Genomic DNA, 17413 nt, shown 5'->3' with positions numbered 1-17413 from the left:
GACAATCCCTCAGACGGCCACCCGCCACCGGAGGTCCTCGTTGAGTTCCGCGCAGTCCCTGATCGACTCCGGCAGGCCCGACCTCGTCGCCGGGCGCCCCGCCTCCGTCGCCCACCTGTTCCTGGAGCGGGTCGCCCTGACCCCGAACGCCGAGGCCTACCGCTACCCCTCGCCGGTGGACGAGCAGGCCGCCGACGGCGCGCCCGGCGCCGAGCAGTGGCGCTCGCTCACCTGGGCGCAGACCGCGGTCCGGGTCAAGGCGGTGGCCGCAGGCCTGATGGCGCTCGGCATCCGGCCCGAGGACCGGGTGGCCCTGGCCTCCTCGACCCGCCTGGAGTGGATCGTCGCCGACCTCGGCGCCATGTGCGCGGGCGCCGCGATCACCACCGTCTACCCCAGCACCAACGCGGACGAGACCGCGTTCATCCTCTCCGACTCCGGCTCCCGGGCGCTGTTCGCCGAGAACGAGGCCCAACTGGCCAAGGCCGTCGGGCAGCTCGACCAGCTGCCCGAACTGCGCACCGTGATCCTCTTCGACGCGCCCGCCGAGGCCCCCGAGACCGGCGGCCTGGACCTGCTCACCCTCGCCGAACTGGAGGAGCGCGGCGCCCGGTACCTGGCGGAGCACCCGGACGCGGTGGAGAAGGCCGTCGACGGGCTCGGCAAGGAGCAGCTGGCCACCCTCATCTACACCTCCGGCACCACCGGCCGCCCCAAGGGCGTGCGCCTGGTGCACGACTGCTGGGCGTACGAGGGCCGGGCGCAGGAGGCCAGCGGCCTGCTGGGCCCCGACGACGTGCAGTTCATGTGGCTGCCGCTGTCCCACGTGTTCGGCAAGACGCTGATCTCCGGGCAGATCGCCACCGGGCACGTGATGGCGGTGGACGGCCGGGTGGACCGGATCATCCACAACCTGCCCGCGATCCGGCCGACCATCATGGCCTCCGCGCCGCGCATCTTCGAGAAGGTCTACAACGGCATCGCGGGCCGGGCCCGGGCCGAGGGCGGCGCCAAGTACAAGATCTTCCTGTGGGCGGCCAAGGTCGCCCGCGAGCACGCCCGGGCGGTCCAGCAGAGCCGCATCGCCACCGGCACCGAGAGCGCCCCCCTCGGCCTTCGGGTGCAGCACGCGCTGGCCGACAAGCTGGTGTACGCGAAGATCCGGGCGGCCTTCGGCGGCCGGCTGCGCGGCGCGGTCTCCGGCAGCGCCGCGCTCGCCCCGGAGATCGGCTACTTCTTCATCGGTGCCGGGGTGCCGATCCTGGAGGGCTACGGCCTGAGCGAGACCAGCGCCGGCTCCTGCGTCAACCGGGCCGAGGACGTGCGGATCGGCACCGTGGGCCGCCCGCTGCCCGGCACCGAGGTGCGGATCGCCGAGGACGGCGAGATCCTGCTGCGCGGCCCCGGCGTCATGCGCGGCTACCACAACCTGCCGGAGAAGACCGCCGAGGTGCTGGAGCCGGACGGCTGGTTCCACACCGAGGACATCGGCGAGCTCAGCCCGGACGGCTTCCTGCGGATCACCGACCGCAAGAAGGACCTGTTCAAGACCTCCGGCGGCAAGTACGTGGCGCCCAGCGAGGTCGAGGGCAAGTTCAAGGCGGTCTGCCCGTTCGTCAGCAACATCCTGGTGATCGGCAACGGCCGCAACTACTGCACCGCGCTGATCGGCCTGGACGAGGCCGTCCTGCTGCCGTGGGCCGCCGAGCACGGCCTGGCCGGGAAGTCCTACGCCGAGCTGGCCGTCGAGCCGGCCGTCCACGAGCTGATCGAGGGCTTCGTCAAGCGGGTCAACGGCGACCTCCAGCGCTGGCAGACGATCAAGAAGTTCCACCTGCTGCCGCGCGACCTCGACATCGAGCACGGCGAGCTCACCCCGAGCCTGAAGATCAAGCGCCCGGTGGTCGAGCGGACCTACGCCGACGCGGTCACCGCCATGTACGCGGGCGCCAACGAGGCCTGACCGGCCCCGCCCCCGTACGGCCCGCCGGGTTCGGTCGGGCCGTACGGGACAATGGGGTCATGCCCTCCGCACTCCCCGACGGCGATCCGGTGCCGTCCGACGGTTCCCTGCCCGCACACGCCCTCGACGGGCTGGGCGACCGGCCGTTCGGCTTCTACCTGCACGTGCCGTACTGCGCCAGCCGCTGCGGCTACTGCGACTTCAACACCTACACCGCCACCGAGCTGCGCTCCTCCGGGGCCGTCGCCTCCCAGGAGACCTACGCGGACAACGTGGTCGCCGAGATCCGCCACGCCCGGAAGGTGCTGGGCTCCGCCGACCTGCCGGTGCACACCGTCTTCCTCGGCGGCGGCACCCCGACCCTGCTGCCCGCCCGCGACCTGGTCAAGATGCTCGCCGCGATCCGCGAGGAGTTCGGGCTCGCCGACGGCGCCGAGGTCACCACCGAGGCCAACCCGGAGTCCGTCGACCCGGCGTACCTGGCCGAACTGCGCGAGGGCGGCTACAACCGGCTCTCCTTCGGCATGCAGAGCGCCCGCCCGCACGTCCTGAAGCTGCTCGACCGCCACCACACCCCGGGCCGCCCCGAGGCCTGCGTGGCCGAGGCCCGCGCGGCCGGCTTCGAACACGTCAACCTCGACCTCATCTACGGCACCCCGGGCGAGTCCGACGACGACTGGCGGGCCTCCCTGGACGCCGCCATCGGCGCCGGGCCCGACCACGTCTCCGCGTACTCGCTGATCGTCGAGGAGGGCACCCGGCTCGCCGCCCGCGTCAAGCGCGGCGAACTGCCGATGATCGACGACGACGTGCACGCCGACCGCTACCTGATCGCCGAGGAGGCGCTCGCCGCCGCCGGCTACTCCTGGTACGAGGTCTCCAACTGGGCCACCACCCCCGAGGGCCGCTGCCGCCACAACGAGCTCTACTGGACCGGCGGCGACTGGTGGGGCGCCGGCCCCGGCGCCCACAGCCACGTCGGCGGCGTCCGCTGGTGGAACGCCAAGCACCCCGCCGCCTACGCCCAAGCCCTCGCCGAGCACCGCACCCCGGCCCTGGCCCGCGAGGTGCTGGCCGACGAGGACCGCCGCGTCGAACGCATCCTGCTGGAGCTCCGCCTGGTCGACGGCATCCCCCTCGACCTCCTCACCGACACCGGCCGCGAGGCCGCCGACCGCCACCTCGCCGACGGCCTCCTCGCCCCCGGCCCCTACGCCCGGGGCCGCGCCACCCTCACCCTCCAGGGCCGCCTCCTGGCCGACGCCGTCGTACGTGACCTGGTGGACTGACCGAGGGCTTACCGTGTGCGCACCTCTCCGAGCGGACCAGCCTCTTCGGCGAGGCCGTTCCTGTGGATCCGATGGGTGTGAGTCTGGTGACTGCCGACTTTCCCCGCCGTCACTCCGGCAGGGCCGTGAAGTCGATCAGTTCCTCGACCCGACCCAGGAGTTCGGGCTCCAGGTCCTTGTAGGAGTCGACCTTCGAGAGGATGTGCTTCCAGGCCGCGGGGGTGTCCACCGGCCAGCCGAGGCGGCGGCAGGTGCCCTCCTTCCAGTCCTCGCCCCTGGGGACGGCGGGCCAGGCGGGGATGCCGACGGAGGAGGGCTTCACGGCCTGCCAGATGTCGATGTAGGGGTGGCCGACGACCAGTACCGAGTCGCCGGTGACCCGGGCGGCGATGCGGTGCTCCTTCGTGCCCGGGAGCAGGTGGTCGACCAGGACGCCGAGGCGGCGGCCGGGGCCGGGGGCGAAGTCGGCGACGATCGCGGGCAGGTCGTCGATGCCGCGCAGGTACTCGACGACCACGCCCTCGATCCGCAGGTCGTCGCCCCAGACCCGTTCGACCAATTCCGCGTCGTGCCGGCCCTCGACGTAGATGCGGGACTCGCGGGCGACCCGGGCGCGGGCGCCGGGGACGGCGACGGAGCCGGAGGCGGTGCGGCCCGGGGCGCGGGCGGGGGCCGGGCCGGCCGGGCGGACCAGGGTGACGACCCTTCCCTCCAGCAGGAAGCCGCGCGGCACCAGGGGGAACACCCGGTGCTTGCCGAACCGGTCCTCCAGGGTGACGGTGAAGCCCTCGGCGGTCTTCTCGCAGCGCACCACGGCCCCGCAGTAGCCGGTCGCCGCCTCCTCGACCACCAGGTCCCGCTCGGCGGGCACCTCCGGGGCGGGCTGCTGCTTCTTCCACGGCGGGGTCAGGTCGGGTCCGTACTGGCGGCTGCGCATACGGGTGATCATAGGGAGGGCGGACGGCGCGTCAGAGGCCCGGCGCGCCCCAGACCGGGAACCAGCGGCTCAGGTCCTTCTCCAGCCGCAGGTCGTTCCCCAGCATCGCGTTGACCTGCAGTTCCAGCGGACTGTTGCGCCGCTCCCCGCCGCCGGGCATCGGGGCGAAGGGGTAGAACGTCCCCCGCTTGTAGAGGTAGACGAGGGCCAGCGACCGCCCGTCCGGGTCGCGGAACCCGACCAGCGAGCAGAGCAGCTGCGGCCCGAAGCCGTTCGCCTCCAGTTCGCTGTTGACCGCGTGCAGGTCGTTGACCAGTTCGGGCAGTTCCTCGGGGCGGTGCCGGGCGAGCAGCCAGGAGTAGCCGTAGCCGTCCTTGGAGGCCTCCACGGGGACGCCGCCGCGCTCGGTGTCGGCGTCCAGCAGCGCCCGGACCTGCTGCTGGACCTGGACGAAGGCCGCGCCCTCGACGGCCGCGAAGCAGACCGAGCCGAGCCCGGTGGGGGTGAACCCGGCCCCGGCCTCCAGGGTGAGCGCGGCGGACGGCACGCCGAACAGCTGGTCGAGGTCGGGCTTGACGGGCTTGGTGCGGCCGAACAGGGCGTCCAGGATTCCCACGGCGGTCCTCTCGGGTCGAAAACTGAGGCTCAGCGGCCGAGCTGCTCGGAGATCTTCGCCAGCTGCTCCAGCCGCTTCTCCAGGCTCGGGTGGGTGGAGAACAGCTGCGAGGCGGCCTCCCGGGCGCTCAGCGCGGGGGCGAAGTAGAAGGCGTTGTACGGCTGGGCCTGGCGCAGGTCCTTGCTGGGGATGGCCGCGATCTGCCCGGTCACCTTGGTGAGCGCCGAGGCGAGGGCGCTGGGGTGCCCGGTGAGCTGGGCGGCGGCCCGGTCGGCGGCGAGTTCGCGGTAGCGGGACAGCAGCCGGGTGAGCAGGAAGCTGATCGCGTAGACGACGACCGACACCAGCGGGATGATCAGCGCCAGGACGGCCGCGTTCTGGTCGTTGTTGTTGCGCCCGCCGCCCATGAACCCGCCGTACATCGCGATCCGGGTCATCGCCCCGGCGAGGACGCCGAGGAAGCCGGCGATCGTCATCACCGCGACGTCCCGGTGGGCGACGTGCGACAGCTCGTGCGCGAGGACGCCCTCCAGTTCCTCGGGCTCCAGCCGGCGCAGCAGCCCGGTGGTCACGCAGACCACCGCGTTCTGCGGGTTGCGGCCGGTGGCGAAGGCGTTCGGCATGTCGTTGTCGGCGACCGCCACGCGGGGTTTGGGCATGTCGGCCAGGGCGCAGAGCCGGTCGATGGTGCCGTGCAGCTGGGGGAACTGTTCCGGGGACACCTGGCGGGCGCCCATCGCCCGTTCGGTGATCTTGTCGCTGAACCAGAACTGGGCCACGAACAGCCCGCCGGAGATCAGGACGATCAGTGGCCAGGCGCCGCGCAGCAGCGCGATCAGCAGGCCGGTGAAACCGACGTACAGCAGCCCGATCACGAACATCGTCGCGACCATGCGGCCGGTCAGGCCGCGGTCCGGCGCGAAACGGGTGTGCTGGCCCGAGCTCGACATCGCTTGCTCCTCCATTCGCCGTCGCTTTCGATGCTGCCACCCGGACGGCCTCCCGGCACCACCCCGGCACCGGGAGGATCGAACCGCCGGGGCCCCGCGGGCCGTGAGCGGAACTGCGGGGAGGATCACCCCGGTCCGGCCGTTCCTGCCGTAGGACCCGGGCCTTACACTGGCAGGTACGGTTTTGGCACTCGCGTGTTCAGAGTGCCAGGGCAAGGGTCTTCGGAGCGGCCCGCAGCAGCAAGGGACACAGTCGGACAACGTGCGAAGACGGAGGTGCGTGCCCCATGGCCGGTGAGGTCCGCCAGCTGGACGAACGCAAGCTCGCCGTGCTCCGCGCGATCGTGCAGGACTACGTGGGCACCGAGGAGCCGGTCGGCTCCAAGGCCCTGGTGGAACGGCACAACCTCGGGGTCTCGCCGGCGACCGTCCGCAACGACATGGCGGCGCTGGAGGAGGAAGGCTACATCCACCAGCCGCACACCAGCGCCGGCCGCATCCCGACCGACAAGGGGTACCGCCTCTTCGTCGACAAGCTCGCCGAGATCAAGCCGATGAGCGCCCCCGAGCGCCGGGCCATCCGGCACTTCCTGGACGGCGCGGTCGACCTGGACGACGTGGTCGCGCGCACCGTGCGGCTGCTCGCCCAGCTGACCCGGCAGGTCGCGGTGGTGCAGTACCCCTCGCTGACGCGCTCCACCGTCCGGCACATCGAGCTGGTGGCGCTGGCCCCGGCCAAGGTGATGCTGGTGCTGATCACCAACACCGGCCGGGTCGAGCAGCGGATGGTCGACTGCCCGGGCCCGGTCGGCGAGACGGTGCTGGCGGACCTGCGGGCCCGGATCAACGCGAGGGCCGCCGGCCGGCGCCTCCCGGAGGTCCCGGGGCTGCTGGAGGAGCTGCCGGCGCAGTTCGAACCGGCCGAGCGGCCGACCGTCAGCACGGTCCTGGCGACCCTGTTCGAGACGCTCGCCGAGCAGAACGAGGAGCGGATCATGCTGGCCGGCACGGCCAACCTGACCCGCTTCGGGCACGACTTCCCGCTCAGCATCCAGCCGGTGCTGGAGGCCCTGGAGGAGCAGGTCGTCCTGCTCCGCCTCCTGGGTGAGACCGCGGACGCCGCGATGACGGTCCGGATCGGGCGGGAGAACACCTACGAGGGGCTGACTTCCACGTCCATCGTCTCGGTCGGCTACGGTTCGGGCGACGAGAGCGTGGCGAAACTGGGTGTGATCGGTCCGACCCGGATGGACTACCCGGGCACAATGGGGGCGGTGCGAGCGGTGGCGCGGTACGTGGGCCAGATCCTGGCCGAGTCCTAGCAAAGGCCGCCGTCGGAAATCCGGCGGCGGTGACCAGTCGCAGCACTACTACAGGCGGAACAAGCGGAGCATTTGGTGGCCACGGACTACTACGCGGTACTCGGCGTCCGACGGGATGCGGGGCAGGACGAGATCAAGAAGGCGTTCCGGCGCCTGGCGCGCGAACTGCACCCGGACGTCAACCCGGACCCGAAGACGCAGGAGCGGTTCAAGGAGATCAACGCCGCTTACGAGGTGCTCTCCGATCCGCAGAAGCGCCAGGTCTACGACCTCGGCGGGGACCCGCTGTCCCCGGGCGGCGGCGCGGGCGGCTTCGGCGCCGGCGCGGCGGGCTTCGGCTTCTCCGACATCATGGACGCCTTCTTCGGCGCCGCGGCCGGCCAGCGCGGCCCGCGCTCGCGCACCCGCCGGGGCCAGGACGCCATGATCCGGCTGGAGATCACCCTGGAGGAGGCCGCTTTCGGCACCACCAAGGAGCTCCAGGTCGACACCGCCGTCACCTGCACCACGTGCAGCGGCGAGGGCGCGGCCCCCGGCACCTCGGCGCAGACCTGTGACATGTGCCGCGGCAAGGGCGAGGTCTCCCAGGTCACCCGGTCCTTCCTGGGCCAGGTCATGACCTCCCGCCCCTGCCCGCAGTGCCAGGGCTTCGGCACCGTCGTGCCGACCCCGTGCCCGGAGTGCGCCGGCGACGGCCGGGTGCGCGCCCGCCGCACGCTGACCGTCAAGATCCCGGCCGGTGTCGACAACGGCACCCGGATCCAGCTGGCCGGCGAGGGCGAGGTCGGCCCCGGCGGCGGCCCGGCCGGCGACCTGTACGTCGAGATCGCCGAGACCACCCACACGATCTTCCAGCGGCGCGGGGACGACCTGCACTGCACCGTCACCATCCCGATGACGGCGGCCGCGCTCGGCACCCAGGTGCCGCTGCAGACCCTGGACGGCCTGGAGGAGGTCGACATCCGGCCCGGCACCCAGTCCGGCCAGTCGATCCCGCTGCACGGCCGGGGCATCACCCACCTGCGCGGCGGCGGCCGGGGCGACCTGATAGTGCACGTCGAGGTGAAGACGCCCAGCAAGCTCGACCCCGAGCAGGAGGAGCTGCTGCGCCGCCTCGCGGTGCTGCGCGGCGAGGAGCGGCCGTCCGGCCAGTTCGCGCCGGGCCAGCAGGGCCTCTTCTCCCGGCTGAAGGACGCCTTCAACGGCCGGTAGCCGTCCGCGGAGGGGTGCCGGGGGCCAACGACCCCGGCACCCCTTTCGCGTGTCCGTCCCACTTCCGCACGAAAGAGGTTCCCCGTCATGACCGCGCCCGTCTTCGTCGTCGAGACCGAGCGGATCGCCGCCGCCGCGCCCGGGGCCGTGGTGCGCCTGGACGGCCCGGAGGGGCGGCACGCGGCCGCGGTGAAGCGGCTGGAGCCGGGCGAGGCGGTGACCCTGGCCGACGGGCTGGGGCTCGGCGTGGACGGCACGGTCGCCGAGGTGCTCGGCAAGGACGCGATCGACGTGCGGGTCGCCGCCGTGCGCCGCGAGCCGGAGCCCGCGCCGCGGATCGTCGTCGTCCAGGCGCTGCCCAAGGGCGACCGCGGCGAGCTGGCCGTGGAGACCATGACCGAGGTCGGCGTGGACGTGGTGATCCCGTGGGCCGCCTCGCGCTGCATCACCCAGTGGAAGGGCGAGCGCGGCGCCAAGGCGCTCGCCAAGTGGCGGGCCACCGCCCGGGAGGCGGGCAAGCAGTCCCGCCGGCTGCGCTTCCCCGAGGTCCGCGAGCCGATGACCACCCGGCAGCTGGCGCCCGTCCTGGCGGGGGCCGCGTTCGCCGCCGTGCTGCACGAGGAGGGCGCCGAACCGCTGGCGCACGCCGTGCTGCCGGAGGGCGGGGACATCGTCCTGGTGGTCGGCCCGGAGGGCGGGGTCTCCCCGGAGGAGCTGGCGGCCTTCGCCGGGGCGGGCGCCGGGCCGTACCGGCTGGGCCCCTCGGTGCTGCGCACCTCCACCGCCGGGGTGGCCGCCGGCGCGCTGCTGCTCGGGCGCACCGGCCGCTGGTCGTAGCACCCCGGGCGCACCCCCGGCAGGCCGTCGGCGCGCCCCCGTACACCCCGGCGGCGACCGCGGCACGGCCGTCCGCGGACGGCGCCGGGAGTCTGGGAAAAACGGCGCGGACGGTCCGTGTACCTGCCTAGGCTGGCCGGGTGACGGACTCCCAGAGCACCTCCCCGAACTCCTCGGCGGGCGCCTACCTTCGCCATCCCCACCTGCACGGCGACCTGCTCGCCTTCGTCGCCGAGGACGACCTCTGGCTCGCCCCGCTGGACGGCGGCCGGGCCTGGCGGCTGACGGCGGACCACCTGCCGGTCCACCACCCGAGGTTCTCCCCGGACGGGCGGCACCTCGCCTTCACCTCCACCCGGGACGGCGCCCCCGAGGTGCACGTGGTGCCGGTGGACGGCGGCCCCTCGCGCCGGCTCACCCACTGGGGCAGCCACCAGACCCGGGTGCTGGGCTGGAGCGCCGACGGCCGTCCGATCGCCGCCACCGGGGCCGGCGAGGCCAGCCTGCGCCGCACCTGGGCGCACGCCGTGCCGCTGGACGGCGGCGAGCCGCAGCGGCTGCCGTACGGGCCGGTCGGCGGGCTCGCCTTCGAGCCGGGTGGTGACCGGGTGCTGCTGAGCAGTGTCAACGGCCGCGATCCGGCCTGGTGGAAGCGGTACCGGGGCGGGCGGGCCGGAAAGCTGTGGCTCGGCCGGGAGGAGTTCGCCCGGGTCCACGCGGAGCTGGACGGGCAGCTGGACTCCCCGCTGTGGGTCGGGGACCGGATCGCCTTCCTGTCCGACCACGAGGGTGTCGGCGAGCTGTGGTCCAGCCGCCCGGACGGCACCGACCTGCGCCGCCACACCGCCGACCCGGACGGCTTCTACGCCCGGGGCGCCGGCACCGACGGCACCCGGGTGGTCTTCCACCGGGCCGGCGACCTCTGGCTGCTGGACGACCTGGCGGGCGCCGAGCCGCGCCGGCTGGACGTCCGGCTGGCCGGCCCGCGGGCCGGGCGCCGCCCCCGCCCGGTGCCCGCCGCGCACTGGCTGGACTCCGTCGCCCCCGACCGCACCGGCCGGGGCAGCGCCGTGGTGGTGCGCGGTGGTGTGCACTGGCTGACCCACCGCGAGGGCCCGGCCCGGGTGCTGGACGAGACCCCGGGCGTGCGCGGGCGGCTGGCCCGGGTGGTGCCCGGCGAGGACGGCGCCCAGGGGGTGCTCTGGGTGTCCGACGCCGAGGGCGGGGACGCCCTGGAGTTCGCCCCCGACCTGCACGGCGCCGAGCGCCGCCGGCTGGCCGCGGGGCGGCTCGGCCGGGTCAACGCGCTGACGGTCTCCCCGGACGGCAAGCAGGCCGCGCTCGGCGCGCACGACGGCCGGGTGCTGCTGGTGACGCTCGCCGACGGCGCCGTGCACGAGCTGGACCGCAGCGCCGACGGCGAGCCCGGCACCCCGGCCTTCAGCCCGGACTCGGCCTGGCTGGCCTGGTCGCGCCCGGTGCGCGGGATGGGCCCGCACTCGCTGCGCCAGATCGTGCTGGCCGATCTGGCGACCCGGACGGTCGGCGAGGTCACCCAGCCGCGCTTCGTGGACAGCTCGCCCTCCTTCACCGCGGACGGCCGCTATCTGGCCTTCCTGTCGGTGCGCAACTTCGACCCGGTCTACGACGCGCACGTCTTCGACCTGTCCTTCCCGAACGGTTGCCGCCCCTACCTGGTCACGCTGGCCGCCGACACGCCCTCCCCGTTCGGGCCGCAACGGGCCGGGCGCCCGCTCGGCGGGGAGGAGGACGAGCCGAAGGCCCGGAAGGCGGACGGCGAGGCGGCGGCCGCCGACGCCGCGCCGGTGACCAGGGTGGACCTGGACGGCATCGCCGACCGGATCATCCCCTTCCCGGTCGAGGGCGGCCGCTTCGAGGAGCTGGCCGCCGCGAAGGACGGCGTGCTCTGGACCAGGGCCCCGCTGACGGGCGAACTCGGCGACGAGGCAGCCTCGTTGGACGACGACCGGCCCCGTCCGGTGCTGGAGCGCTTCGACCTGCGCAAGCGCCGGGTCGAGCAGCTGGTGCACGGCGTGGACGACTTCTCGGTCAGCGCGGACGGCACCCGGGTCGCCGTGCTGGACCAGGGCGAGCTGAGGGTCGTCCCGGCGGACCACAAGGGCGGCGACGACGAGGAGGCCGCCGTCGACCTCGCCCGGCTGCGGATCACCGTCGACCCGGCCGCCGAGTGGCGGCAGATGTACGCCGAGAACGGCCGGCTGATGCGGGACAACTTCTGGCGCCCCGACCTCTCCGGCGTCGACTGGGACGGGGTGCTGGAGCGCTACCGGCCGCTGGTCGAGCGGGTCGGCTCGCACGACGAACTGGTCGACCTGCTCTGGGAGGTGCACGGCGAACTCGGCACCTCGCACGCCTACGTGATGCCGTACGGCCGGTACACCGAGCCCGCCCGGCGCCAGGGCCTGCTCGGCGCCGACCTCGTCCGGGACGGCGGGCACTGGCGGATCGGCCGGATCCTGCCCGGGGAGTCCTCCGACCCCAGGGCCCGCTCGCCGCTGGCCGCGCCCGGCGCGGCGATCCGCCCGGGCGACGCGGTGCTCGCCGTCAACGGCCGCCCGGTGGACCCGGTCACCGGCCCGGCCCCGCTGCTGGCCGGCACCGCCGGGCAGCCGGTCGAGCTGACGGTGGCCGGGAAGGACGGCACCGACCGGCGCCACCCGGTGGTCGTCCCGCTCGCCGACGAGGAGGCGCTGCGCTACCACGACTGGGTGGCCGGGCGGCGGGCCGCGGTGCGCGAGCTGTCCGGCGGGCGGCTGGGCTACCTGCACATCCCCGACATGCAGACGGCCGGCTGGGCCCAGCTGCACCGCGACCTGAGCACCGAGATGGCCCGGGAGGGCCTGGTCGTCGACGTCCGGGGGAACCGGGGCGGCCACACCTCGCAGCTGGTGATCGAGAAGCTGGCCCGCCGGATCATCGGCTGGGACGTCATCCGGGACACCGACCACCCGGTGCCCTACCCGGCGGACGCCCCGCGCGGCCCGGTGGTCGCGCTCGCCGACGAGTTCACCGGCTCGGACGGCGACGTGGTCAGCGCCGCCATCCAGGTGCTCGGCATCGGCCCGGTGGTCGGCACCCGCACCTGGGGCGGGGTGATCGGCATCGACAGCCGCTACCGGCTGGTCGACGGGACCCTCGTCACCCAGCCCAAGTACGCGCTGTGGCTGGAGAAGTACGGCTGGGGCCTGGAGAACCACGGCGTCGACCCGGACGTCGAGGTGCCGTTCGCCCCGCACCACTGGGCGGCCGGCGAGGACCCGCAGCTGTCCGAGGGGGTCCGGCTCGCCCTGGCGAAGCTCGCCGGGGCCCCGGCGCGTACCGCGCCGCCGCTGCCCTGGGCGTAGCGGCTCCGTGGCGTCCCGCCCCGCGGGTGCGGCCCCGGGGCGCCGGAAGCGCCAGCAGGCCGTCGCCCGGCTCGGCTAGGCTGCGCCCGTACGGCCCCACCACCCGACACACCGATCCCGAGGAGAGAGCCATGGCCGGCGAGCCGCAGCCCGACTGCCTGTTCTGCAAGATCGTGGCGGGCGAGATCCCGGCGACCGTGGTGCGCAAGACCGAGCGCACCCTCGCCTTCCGCGACATCGCCCCCAAGGCTCCCGTGCACGTGCTGGTGATCCCGCACGCGCACTACCCGAACGCGGCCGCGCTGGCCGCCGCCGAGCCGGAGACCGCCGGCGAACTGCTCGCCGAGGCGGGCGCGGTGGCCGCGGACGAGGGCATCGAGGACTACCGGCTGATCTTCAACACCGGTGCCGGCGCGGGGCAGACCGTCTTCCACGCGCACGTCCACGTGCTCGGCGGCATGTCGATGACCGAGCGCATGGTCTGACCGCAGGTGTCCCAGCGCGAACTCGTCGTCCTCGGCACCGCCAGCCAGGTGCCCACCCGGCACCGCAACCACAACGGCTACCTGCTGCGCTGGGACGGCGAGGGCCTGCTGTTCGACCCCGGCGAGGGCACCCAGCGCCAGATGCTGCACGCCGGGGTGACGGCCACCCAGATCACCAGGATCGCGGTCACCCACTTCCACGGGGACCACTGCCTGGGCCTCGCCGGGGTGATCCAGCGGATCAACCTCGACCGGGTCCCGCACCCGGTCGACGTCTACTTCCCGGCCTCCGGCGAGGTCTACTTCGAGCGGCTGCGGCACTCCACCGCCTACCACGAGACGGCCGTGCTGCGGCCCCGGCCGATCGACGAGCCCGGGCCGCTGCCGGCGCCCGGCGCCCGCTTCGCGCTGGACGCCGTCCGGCTGGACCACCCGGTGGAGTCCTTCGGCTACCGGCTCTCCGAGCCGGACGGCCGGCGGCTGGTGCCGGAGCGGCTGGCCGCCCTCGGCGTGCGCGGCCCGGCGGTGGGCCGGCTCCAGCACGAGGGCGCGATCGAGGTGGACGGCCGCACCGTCACCCTGGCCGAGGTCAGCGAGCCGCGACCGGGCCAGAAGTTCGCCTTCGTGATGGACACCCGGCTGTGCGACGGCGTGTACGCGCTGGCCGAGGGCGCCGACCTGCTGGTCGTCGAGGCGACCTTCACCGACGCCGACGCCCGGCTCGCCGAGGAGCACGGCCACCTCACCGCCGGGCAGGCCGCCAAGGCCGCCGCCGAGGCCGGGGTGCGCACCCTGGTGCTGACCCACTTCTCGCAGCGCTACCCGGACCTCGGCCAGCACCTGGCCGACGCCCGCAAGCACTTCGACGGGGAGCTGGTGCTGGCCGCCGACCTCGACCGGGTGCCGGTGCCGGCCCGCCGCCCGTCGTGACCGGCCCGGGGAACCGGAGCGGCACGGGAGAGTCCCGGCAGTGTCCCCGGTGAAAAAAATGGGCTCGCGCCGGCCTGCGATCTGCCGGAGCATCGTCGGGTGCGGCCCCGCCGCCCGCCACGGCGATCACGCTCGCGGCGTACCCTGGTGCCCCGGAGACACCCAGCGGCACCCGAGACCACGGATGGGATGAGGCAGGCCCCAGCGCCGACCTATGAGTGACACATCGCAGACCCGTACCAACGGACAGTCGCGCCCCGAAACGACCGACGACGGCCGTGTGAGCGCCCGGATCGTGATCCCCGAGAAGCACCCGATGGTCACCCTGCTCGGCACCGCGGACTCGCTGCTGCGCGTGATCGAGCAGGGCTTCCCCGCCGCGGACATCCACGTCCGCGGCAACGAGGTGACCGCCACCGGGGACCGGGCCGAGGTCGCCCTCGTGCAGCGGCTCTTCACCGAGATGATGCTGGTGCTGCGCACCGGCCAGCCGCTGACGGAGGACTCCGTGGAGCGCTCCATCGCCATGATCCGCAGCCAGGACCCGGACAGCCCGGCGCCGTCGCAGGTGTTCACCGCGAACATCCTGTCCAACCGGGGCCGGACGATCCGCCCGAAGACCCTCAACCAGCAGCGCTACGTCGACGCGATCGACAAGCACACGATCGTCTTCGGCCTCGGCCCGGCGGGCACCGGCAAGACCTACCTGGCGATGGCCAAGGCCGTCCAGGCCCTCCAGGCCAAGGAGGTCAACCGGATCATCCTGACCCGCCCGGCGGTCGAGGCGGGGGAGCGGCTGGGCTTCCTGCCCGGCACCCTCTACGAGAAGATCGACCCGTACCTGCGCCCGCTGTACGACGCGCTGCACGACATGATGGACCCGGACTCCATCCCGCGCCTGATGGCGGCCGGCACCATCGAGGTCGCCCCGCTCGCGTACATGCGCGGCCGCACCCTCAACGACGCCTTCATCATCCTCGACGAGGCCCAGAACACCTCGCCCGAGCAGATGAAGATGTTCCTCACCCGCCTCGGGTTCAACTCCCGGGTGGTGGTCACCGGCGACACCAGCCAGATCGACCTCCCGGGCGGCACCCGCAGCGGTCTCAAGGTCGTCCAGGACATCCTGGCCGACGTGCCCGACATCCACTTCTCCGTCCTCACCAGCACCGACGTGGTCCGCCACAAGCTGGTCGGCCGGATCGTGGACGCCTACGAGCGCTGGGACGCCCGCCAGGAGGCGGAGGAGGCCGCCCCGGCGGACCGCAAGCCCGCCCAGCGGCGCCCCGGCAAGGCCACGGCGCCCCGCGCACCCCGCGCACCCCGCCAGTCCCATCGCACCGAAAGCTGAGCACACAGCCCGTCATGTCGATCGACATCGCCAACGAGTCCGGTTGGGAGGCCGACGAGGAAGCCATCCTCGACGTCGCCCGCTTCGCACTGGACAAGATGCGGATCCACCCGCAGTCCGAACTGTCCGTGATCCTGGTGGACAGTGCGGCGATGGAGGAGCTGCACATCCAGTGGATGGACCTGCCCGGCCCGACCGACGTGATGTCGTTCCCGATGGACGAGCTGCGTCCCGGCAAGGAGGGCGACGAGCTGCCGCAGGGCCTGCTCGGCGACATCGTGCTCTGCCCCGAGGTCGCCGAGCAGCAGGGCCTGGCGGCCCCCTCCAAGCACTCGATGGACGAGGAGCTGCAACTGCTCACCGTGCACGGCGTGCTGCACGTCCTCGGCTACGACCACGAGGAGCCGGAGGAAGAGGAGGAGATGTTCGCCCTCCAGAAGCGCATCCTGGACGACTGGCGGACGGGCCGGGGCCTCGGCGGCATCTCCCCGGCCCCCACCACCCACTGAGCGCGGAGCCCGAACCCCTGTGAGTGGTGAGAGTACGAGCTTCATCCTCGGTGCCGTGCTGCTGGTCGTGCTCGGCTGGCTGGCCGCGTGCGCCGAGGCGGGCATCTCCCGGGTCTCCCGGTTCCGGGCGGAGGAGGCGGTGCGCAGCGGTCGGCGCGGCTCCGCGCGGCTGCTGACCGTCGCCTCCGACCCGATCCGCTACCTCAACCTGGCCACCCTGATCCGGGTGGCCAGCGAGATGGCGGCGGCCGTCCTGGTCACCGTGGTGTGCGTGCGCAACGTGACGCCCACCTGGCAGGCCGTCCTGCTGGCGTTCGGCGTGATGGTGCTGGTGTCCTTCGTCGCGGTGGGGGTCTCGCCGCGCACGATCGGGCGCCAGCACCCGCTCACCACCGCGACGGCGGCCTCCTTCGTGCTGCTGCCGCTGGCCGCGGTGCTGGGCCCGATCCCGCGGCTGCTGATCCTGCTCGGCAACGCGCTGACCCCGGGCAAGGGCTACCGGGAGGGTCCGTTCGCCTCGGAGGCGGAGCTGCGGGCCCTGGTGGACCTCGCGGAGAAGGACGACCTGATCGAGGACGAGGAGCGCCGGATGGTGCACTCGGTCTTCGAGCTGGGCGACACCATCGTGCGCGAGGTGATGGTGCCGCGCACCGACCTGGTGATGATCGAGCGGCACAAGACCGTCCGGCAGGCGCTGACCCTGGCGCTGCGCTCGGGCTTCTCGCGGATCCCGGTGGTCGGCGACAACGAGGACGACGTGGTCGGCATCGTCTACCTCAAGGACCTGGTGCGGCGCACCCACATCAACCGGGAGGCGGAGTCCGAGGAGGTCGGCGCGGTGATACGGCCGGCCGTCTTCGTCCCGGACTCCAAGCCGGCCGGCGACCTGCTGCGCGAGATGCAGCAGCGCCGCTCGCACGTGGCGATCGTGATCGACGAGTACGGCGGCACGGCCGGCCTGGTCACCATCGAGGACGTCCTGGAGGAGATCGTCGGCGAGATCACCGACGAGTACGACCGGGAGATCGCCCCGGTGGAGGACCTCGGGGACGGCTCGTACCGGATCACCGCCCGGCTGCTGGTGGAGGACCTGGGCGAGCTGTTCGGCATCGAGCTGGAGGACGAGGACGTCGAGACCGTCGGCGGCCTGCTGGCCAAGCACCTGGGCCGGGTGCCGATCCCCGGCTCCTCCTGCGAGATCCCGCTGCCCGACCCGGTGGAGGGCGGCCTGTCCGGCATCCTGCTGACCGCCGAGTCCTCGGCGGGCCGCCGCAACCGGATCGGCTCGATGGTCGCCGCCCCCGTCCGCCGCACCGAGGACGCCGAGGAGCCGGCGGGCGAGTAGCGGGTGGGCGGTCGCCGAGCGACCATGGAGGGCATGACGCACAAACTTCGCGCGGAGTACGGCCCGCAGGGGGCGGCCGGCGGAGTCAAGTCCTGGCACGTGGTGCGGGACGAGGACCTGTCGGTGGCGCTCTGCGGCCGGACCATGTCCGACGACGCCGAGACGCGGCCCGAGGAGGAGTGGGGCACCGGGTTGCGCTGCTGCCAGCAGTGCGGCTCGCTCTACATGCACGAGGTGCCGCACATGCAGGGGAGCCACCCCTACAGCTAGGCACCCGGCTG

General features: G+C 73.5%; 15 protein-coding genes. 12 read left to right on the top strand and 3 right to left on the bottom strand.

The annotated features are described in order from the left end of the window. The first annotated feature begins 40 nt into the window (after positions 1–40). Positions 41–1963 carry an AMP-dependent synthetase/ligase gene (locus tag ACWDCZ_RS06090; RefSeq protein ID WP_449815327.1) on the top strand — a complete coding sequence of 641 codons (1923 nt, stop codon included), beginning with the start codon at positions 41–43 and terminating at the stop codon, positions 1961–1963. Between the two features lie 59 nt (positions 1964–2022). Further along, positions 2023–3252, top strand: a complete 1230-nt coding sequence (gene hemW, locus ACWDCZ_RS06085; protein ID WP_049651917.1) for a radical SAM family heme chaperone HemW — start codon at positions 2023–2025, stop codon at positions 3250–3252. A 109-nt stretch (positions 3253–3361) separates the two neighbouring features. Here hemW and ACWDCZ_RS06080 read toward each other — a convergent pair whose 3' ends face one another. Genes ACWDCZ_RS06080 through htpX form a run of 3 tightly spaced genes read right to left on the bottom strand, consistent with a single transcriptional unit; the run spans position 3362 to position 5755 of the window. Continuing rightward, positions 3362–4189: a DUF3097 domain-containing protein gene (locus ACWDCZ_RS06080; RefSeq protein ID WP_380744175.1), complete on the bottom strand. Its 828-nt coding sequence runs from the start codon at positions 4187–4189 to the stop codon at positions 3362–3364. Positions 4190–4220: 31 nt separating this feature from the next. Further along, a complete protein-coding gene (pspAB, locus tag ACWDCZ_RS06075) occupies positions 4221–4805 on the bottom strand; it encodes a PspA-associated protein PspAB (protein ID WP_375876392.1) in 585 nt (194 codons plus the stop codon). Positions 4806–4834: 29 nt separating this feature from the next. After that, a complete protein-coding gene (gene htpX / locus ACWDCZ_RS06070; RefSeq protein WP_049651913.1) occupies positions 4835–5755 on the bottom strand; it encodes a zinc metalloprotease HtpX in 921 nt (306 codons plus the stop codon). A gap of 287 nt (positions 5756–6042) precedes the next feature. Between htpX and hrcA the strand changes: the two genes are divergently transcribed. The 10 genes from hrcA to ACWDCZ_RS06020 all read left to right on the top strand — a co-directional run bounded on the left by hrcA (position 6043) and on the right by ACWDCZ_RS06020 (position 17402). Further along, a complete protein-coding gene (hrcA, locus tag ACWDCZ_RS06065; protein WP_049651912.1) occupies positions 6043–7077 on the top strand; it encodes a heat-inducible transcriptional repressor HrcA in 1035 nt (344 codons plus the stop codon). A 75-nt stretch (positions 7078–7152) separates the two neighbouring features. Continuing rightward, positions 7153–8289, top strand: coding sequence for a molecular chaperone DnaJ (gene dnaJ / locus ACWDCZ_RS06060; protein WP_049651911.1), 1137 nt, complete (start codon positions 7153–7155; stop codon positions 8287–8289). Between the two features lie 87 nt (positions 8290–8376). After that, positions 8377–9126, top strand: coding sequence for a 16S rRNA (uracil(1498)-N(3))-methyltransferase (locus ACWDCZ_RS06055; RefSeq protein ID WP_375876393.1), 750 nt, complete (start codon positions 8377–8379; stop codon positions 9124–9126). A gap of 140 nt (positions 9127–9266) precedes the next feature. Further along, the gene (locus tag ACWDCZ_RS06050) at positions 9267–12512 is read left to right on the top strand and encodes a S41 family peptidase (RefSeq protein WP_449815326.1); all 3246 of its coding nucleotides are present in this window, start codon (positions 9267–9269) and stop codon (positions 12510–12512) included. Positions 12513–12643: 131 nt separating this feature from the next. Continuing rightward, entirely contained in the window at positions 12644–12997 is a 354-nt protein-coding gene (locus ACWDCZ_RS06045) for a histidine triad nucleotide-binding protein (RefSeq protein ID WP_049651083.1), read from the top strand. Positions 12998–13003: 6 nt separating this feature from the next. Beyond that, on the top strand, positions 13004–13927 hold the full coding sequence (locus ACWDCZ_RS06040) for a ribonuclease Z (RefSeq protein WP_117487723.1): 924 nt from the start codon (positions 13004–13006) through the stop codon (positions 13925–13927). A 316-nt stretch (positions 13928–14243) separates the two neighbouring features. Further along, positions 14244–15278, top strand: coding sequence for a PhoH family protein (locus ACWDCZ_RS06035; RefSeq protein ID WP_375876428.1), 1035 nt, complete (start codon positions 14244–14246; stop codon positions 15276–15278). Between the two features lie 14 nt (positions 15279–15292). Continuing rightward, entirely contained in the window at positions 15293–15787 is a 495-nt protein-coding gene (gene ybeY, locus ACWDCZ_RS06030) for an rRNA maturation RNase YbeY (RefSeq protein ID WP_049651086.1), read from the top strand. A 19-nt stretch (positions 15788–15806) separates the two neighbouring features. After that, positions 15807–17132: a hemolysin family protein gene (locus ACWDCZ_RS06025; RefSeq protein ID WP_049651087.1), complete on the top strand. Its 1326-nt coding sequence runs from the start codon at positions 15807–15809 to the stop codon at positions 17130–17132. A 33-nt stretch (positions 17133–17165) separates the two neighbouring features. Next, entirely contained in the window at positions 17166–17402 is a 237-nt protein-coding gene (locus ACWDCZ_RS06020) for a hypothetical protein (protein WP_063780135.1), read from the top strand. Positions 17403–17413: the final 11 nt, after the last annotated feature.

The sequence above is a fragment of the Kitasatospora sp. NPDC001225 genome (genome assembly GCF_053597855.1).
Note: the sequence above shows the minus strand (reverse complement) of the source record. Positions and strands in the feature narration are given on the sequence as shown.

Excerpts from the sequence above, each read along its gene's own strand:
- ybeY (WP_049651086.1), top strand. The coding sequence starts at position 15,293 with ATGTCGATCGACATCGCCAACGAGTCCGGTTGGGAGGCCGACGAGGAA.
- ACWDCZ_RS06045 (WP_049651083.1), top strand. The coding sequence starts at position 12,644 with ATGGCCGGCGAGCCGCAGCCCGACTGCCTGTTCTGCAAGATCGTGGCG.
- ACWDCZ_RS06035 (WP_375876428.1), top strand. The coding sequence starts at position 14,244 with ATGGTCACCCTGCTCGGCACCGCGGACTCGCTGCTGCGCGTGATCGAG.
- ACWDCZ_RS06055 (WP_375876393.1), top strand. The coding sequence starts at position 8,377 with ATGACCGCGCCCGTCTTCGTCGTCGAGACCGAGCGGATCGCCGCCGCC.
- htpX (WP_049651913.1), bottom strand. The coding sequence starts at position 5,755 with ATGTCGAGCTCGGGCCAGCACACCCGTTTCGCGCCGGACCGCGGCCTG.
- ACWDCZ_RS06020 (WP_063780135.1), top strand. The coding sequence starts at position 17,166 with ATGACGCACAAACTTCGCGCGGAGTACGGCCCGCAGGGGGCGGCCGGC.
- hrcA (WP_049651912.1), top strand. The coding sequence starts at position 6,043 with ATGGCCGGTGAGGTCCGCCAGCTGGACGAACGCAAGCTCGCCGTGCTC.
- ACWDCZ_RS06080 (WP_380744175.1), bottom strand. The coding sequence starts at position 4,189 with ATGCGCAGCCGCCAGTACGGACCCGACCTGACCCCGCCGTGGAAGAAG.
- hemW (WP_049651917.1), top strand. The coding sequence starts at position 2,023 with ATGCCCTCCGCACTCCCCGACGGCGATCCGGTGCCGTCCGACGGTTCC.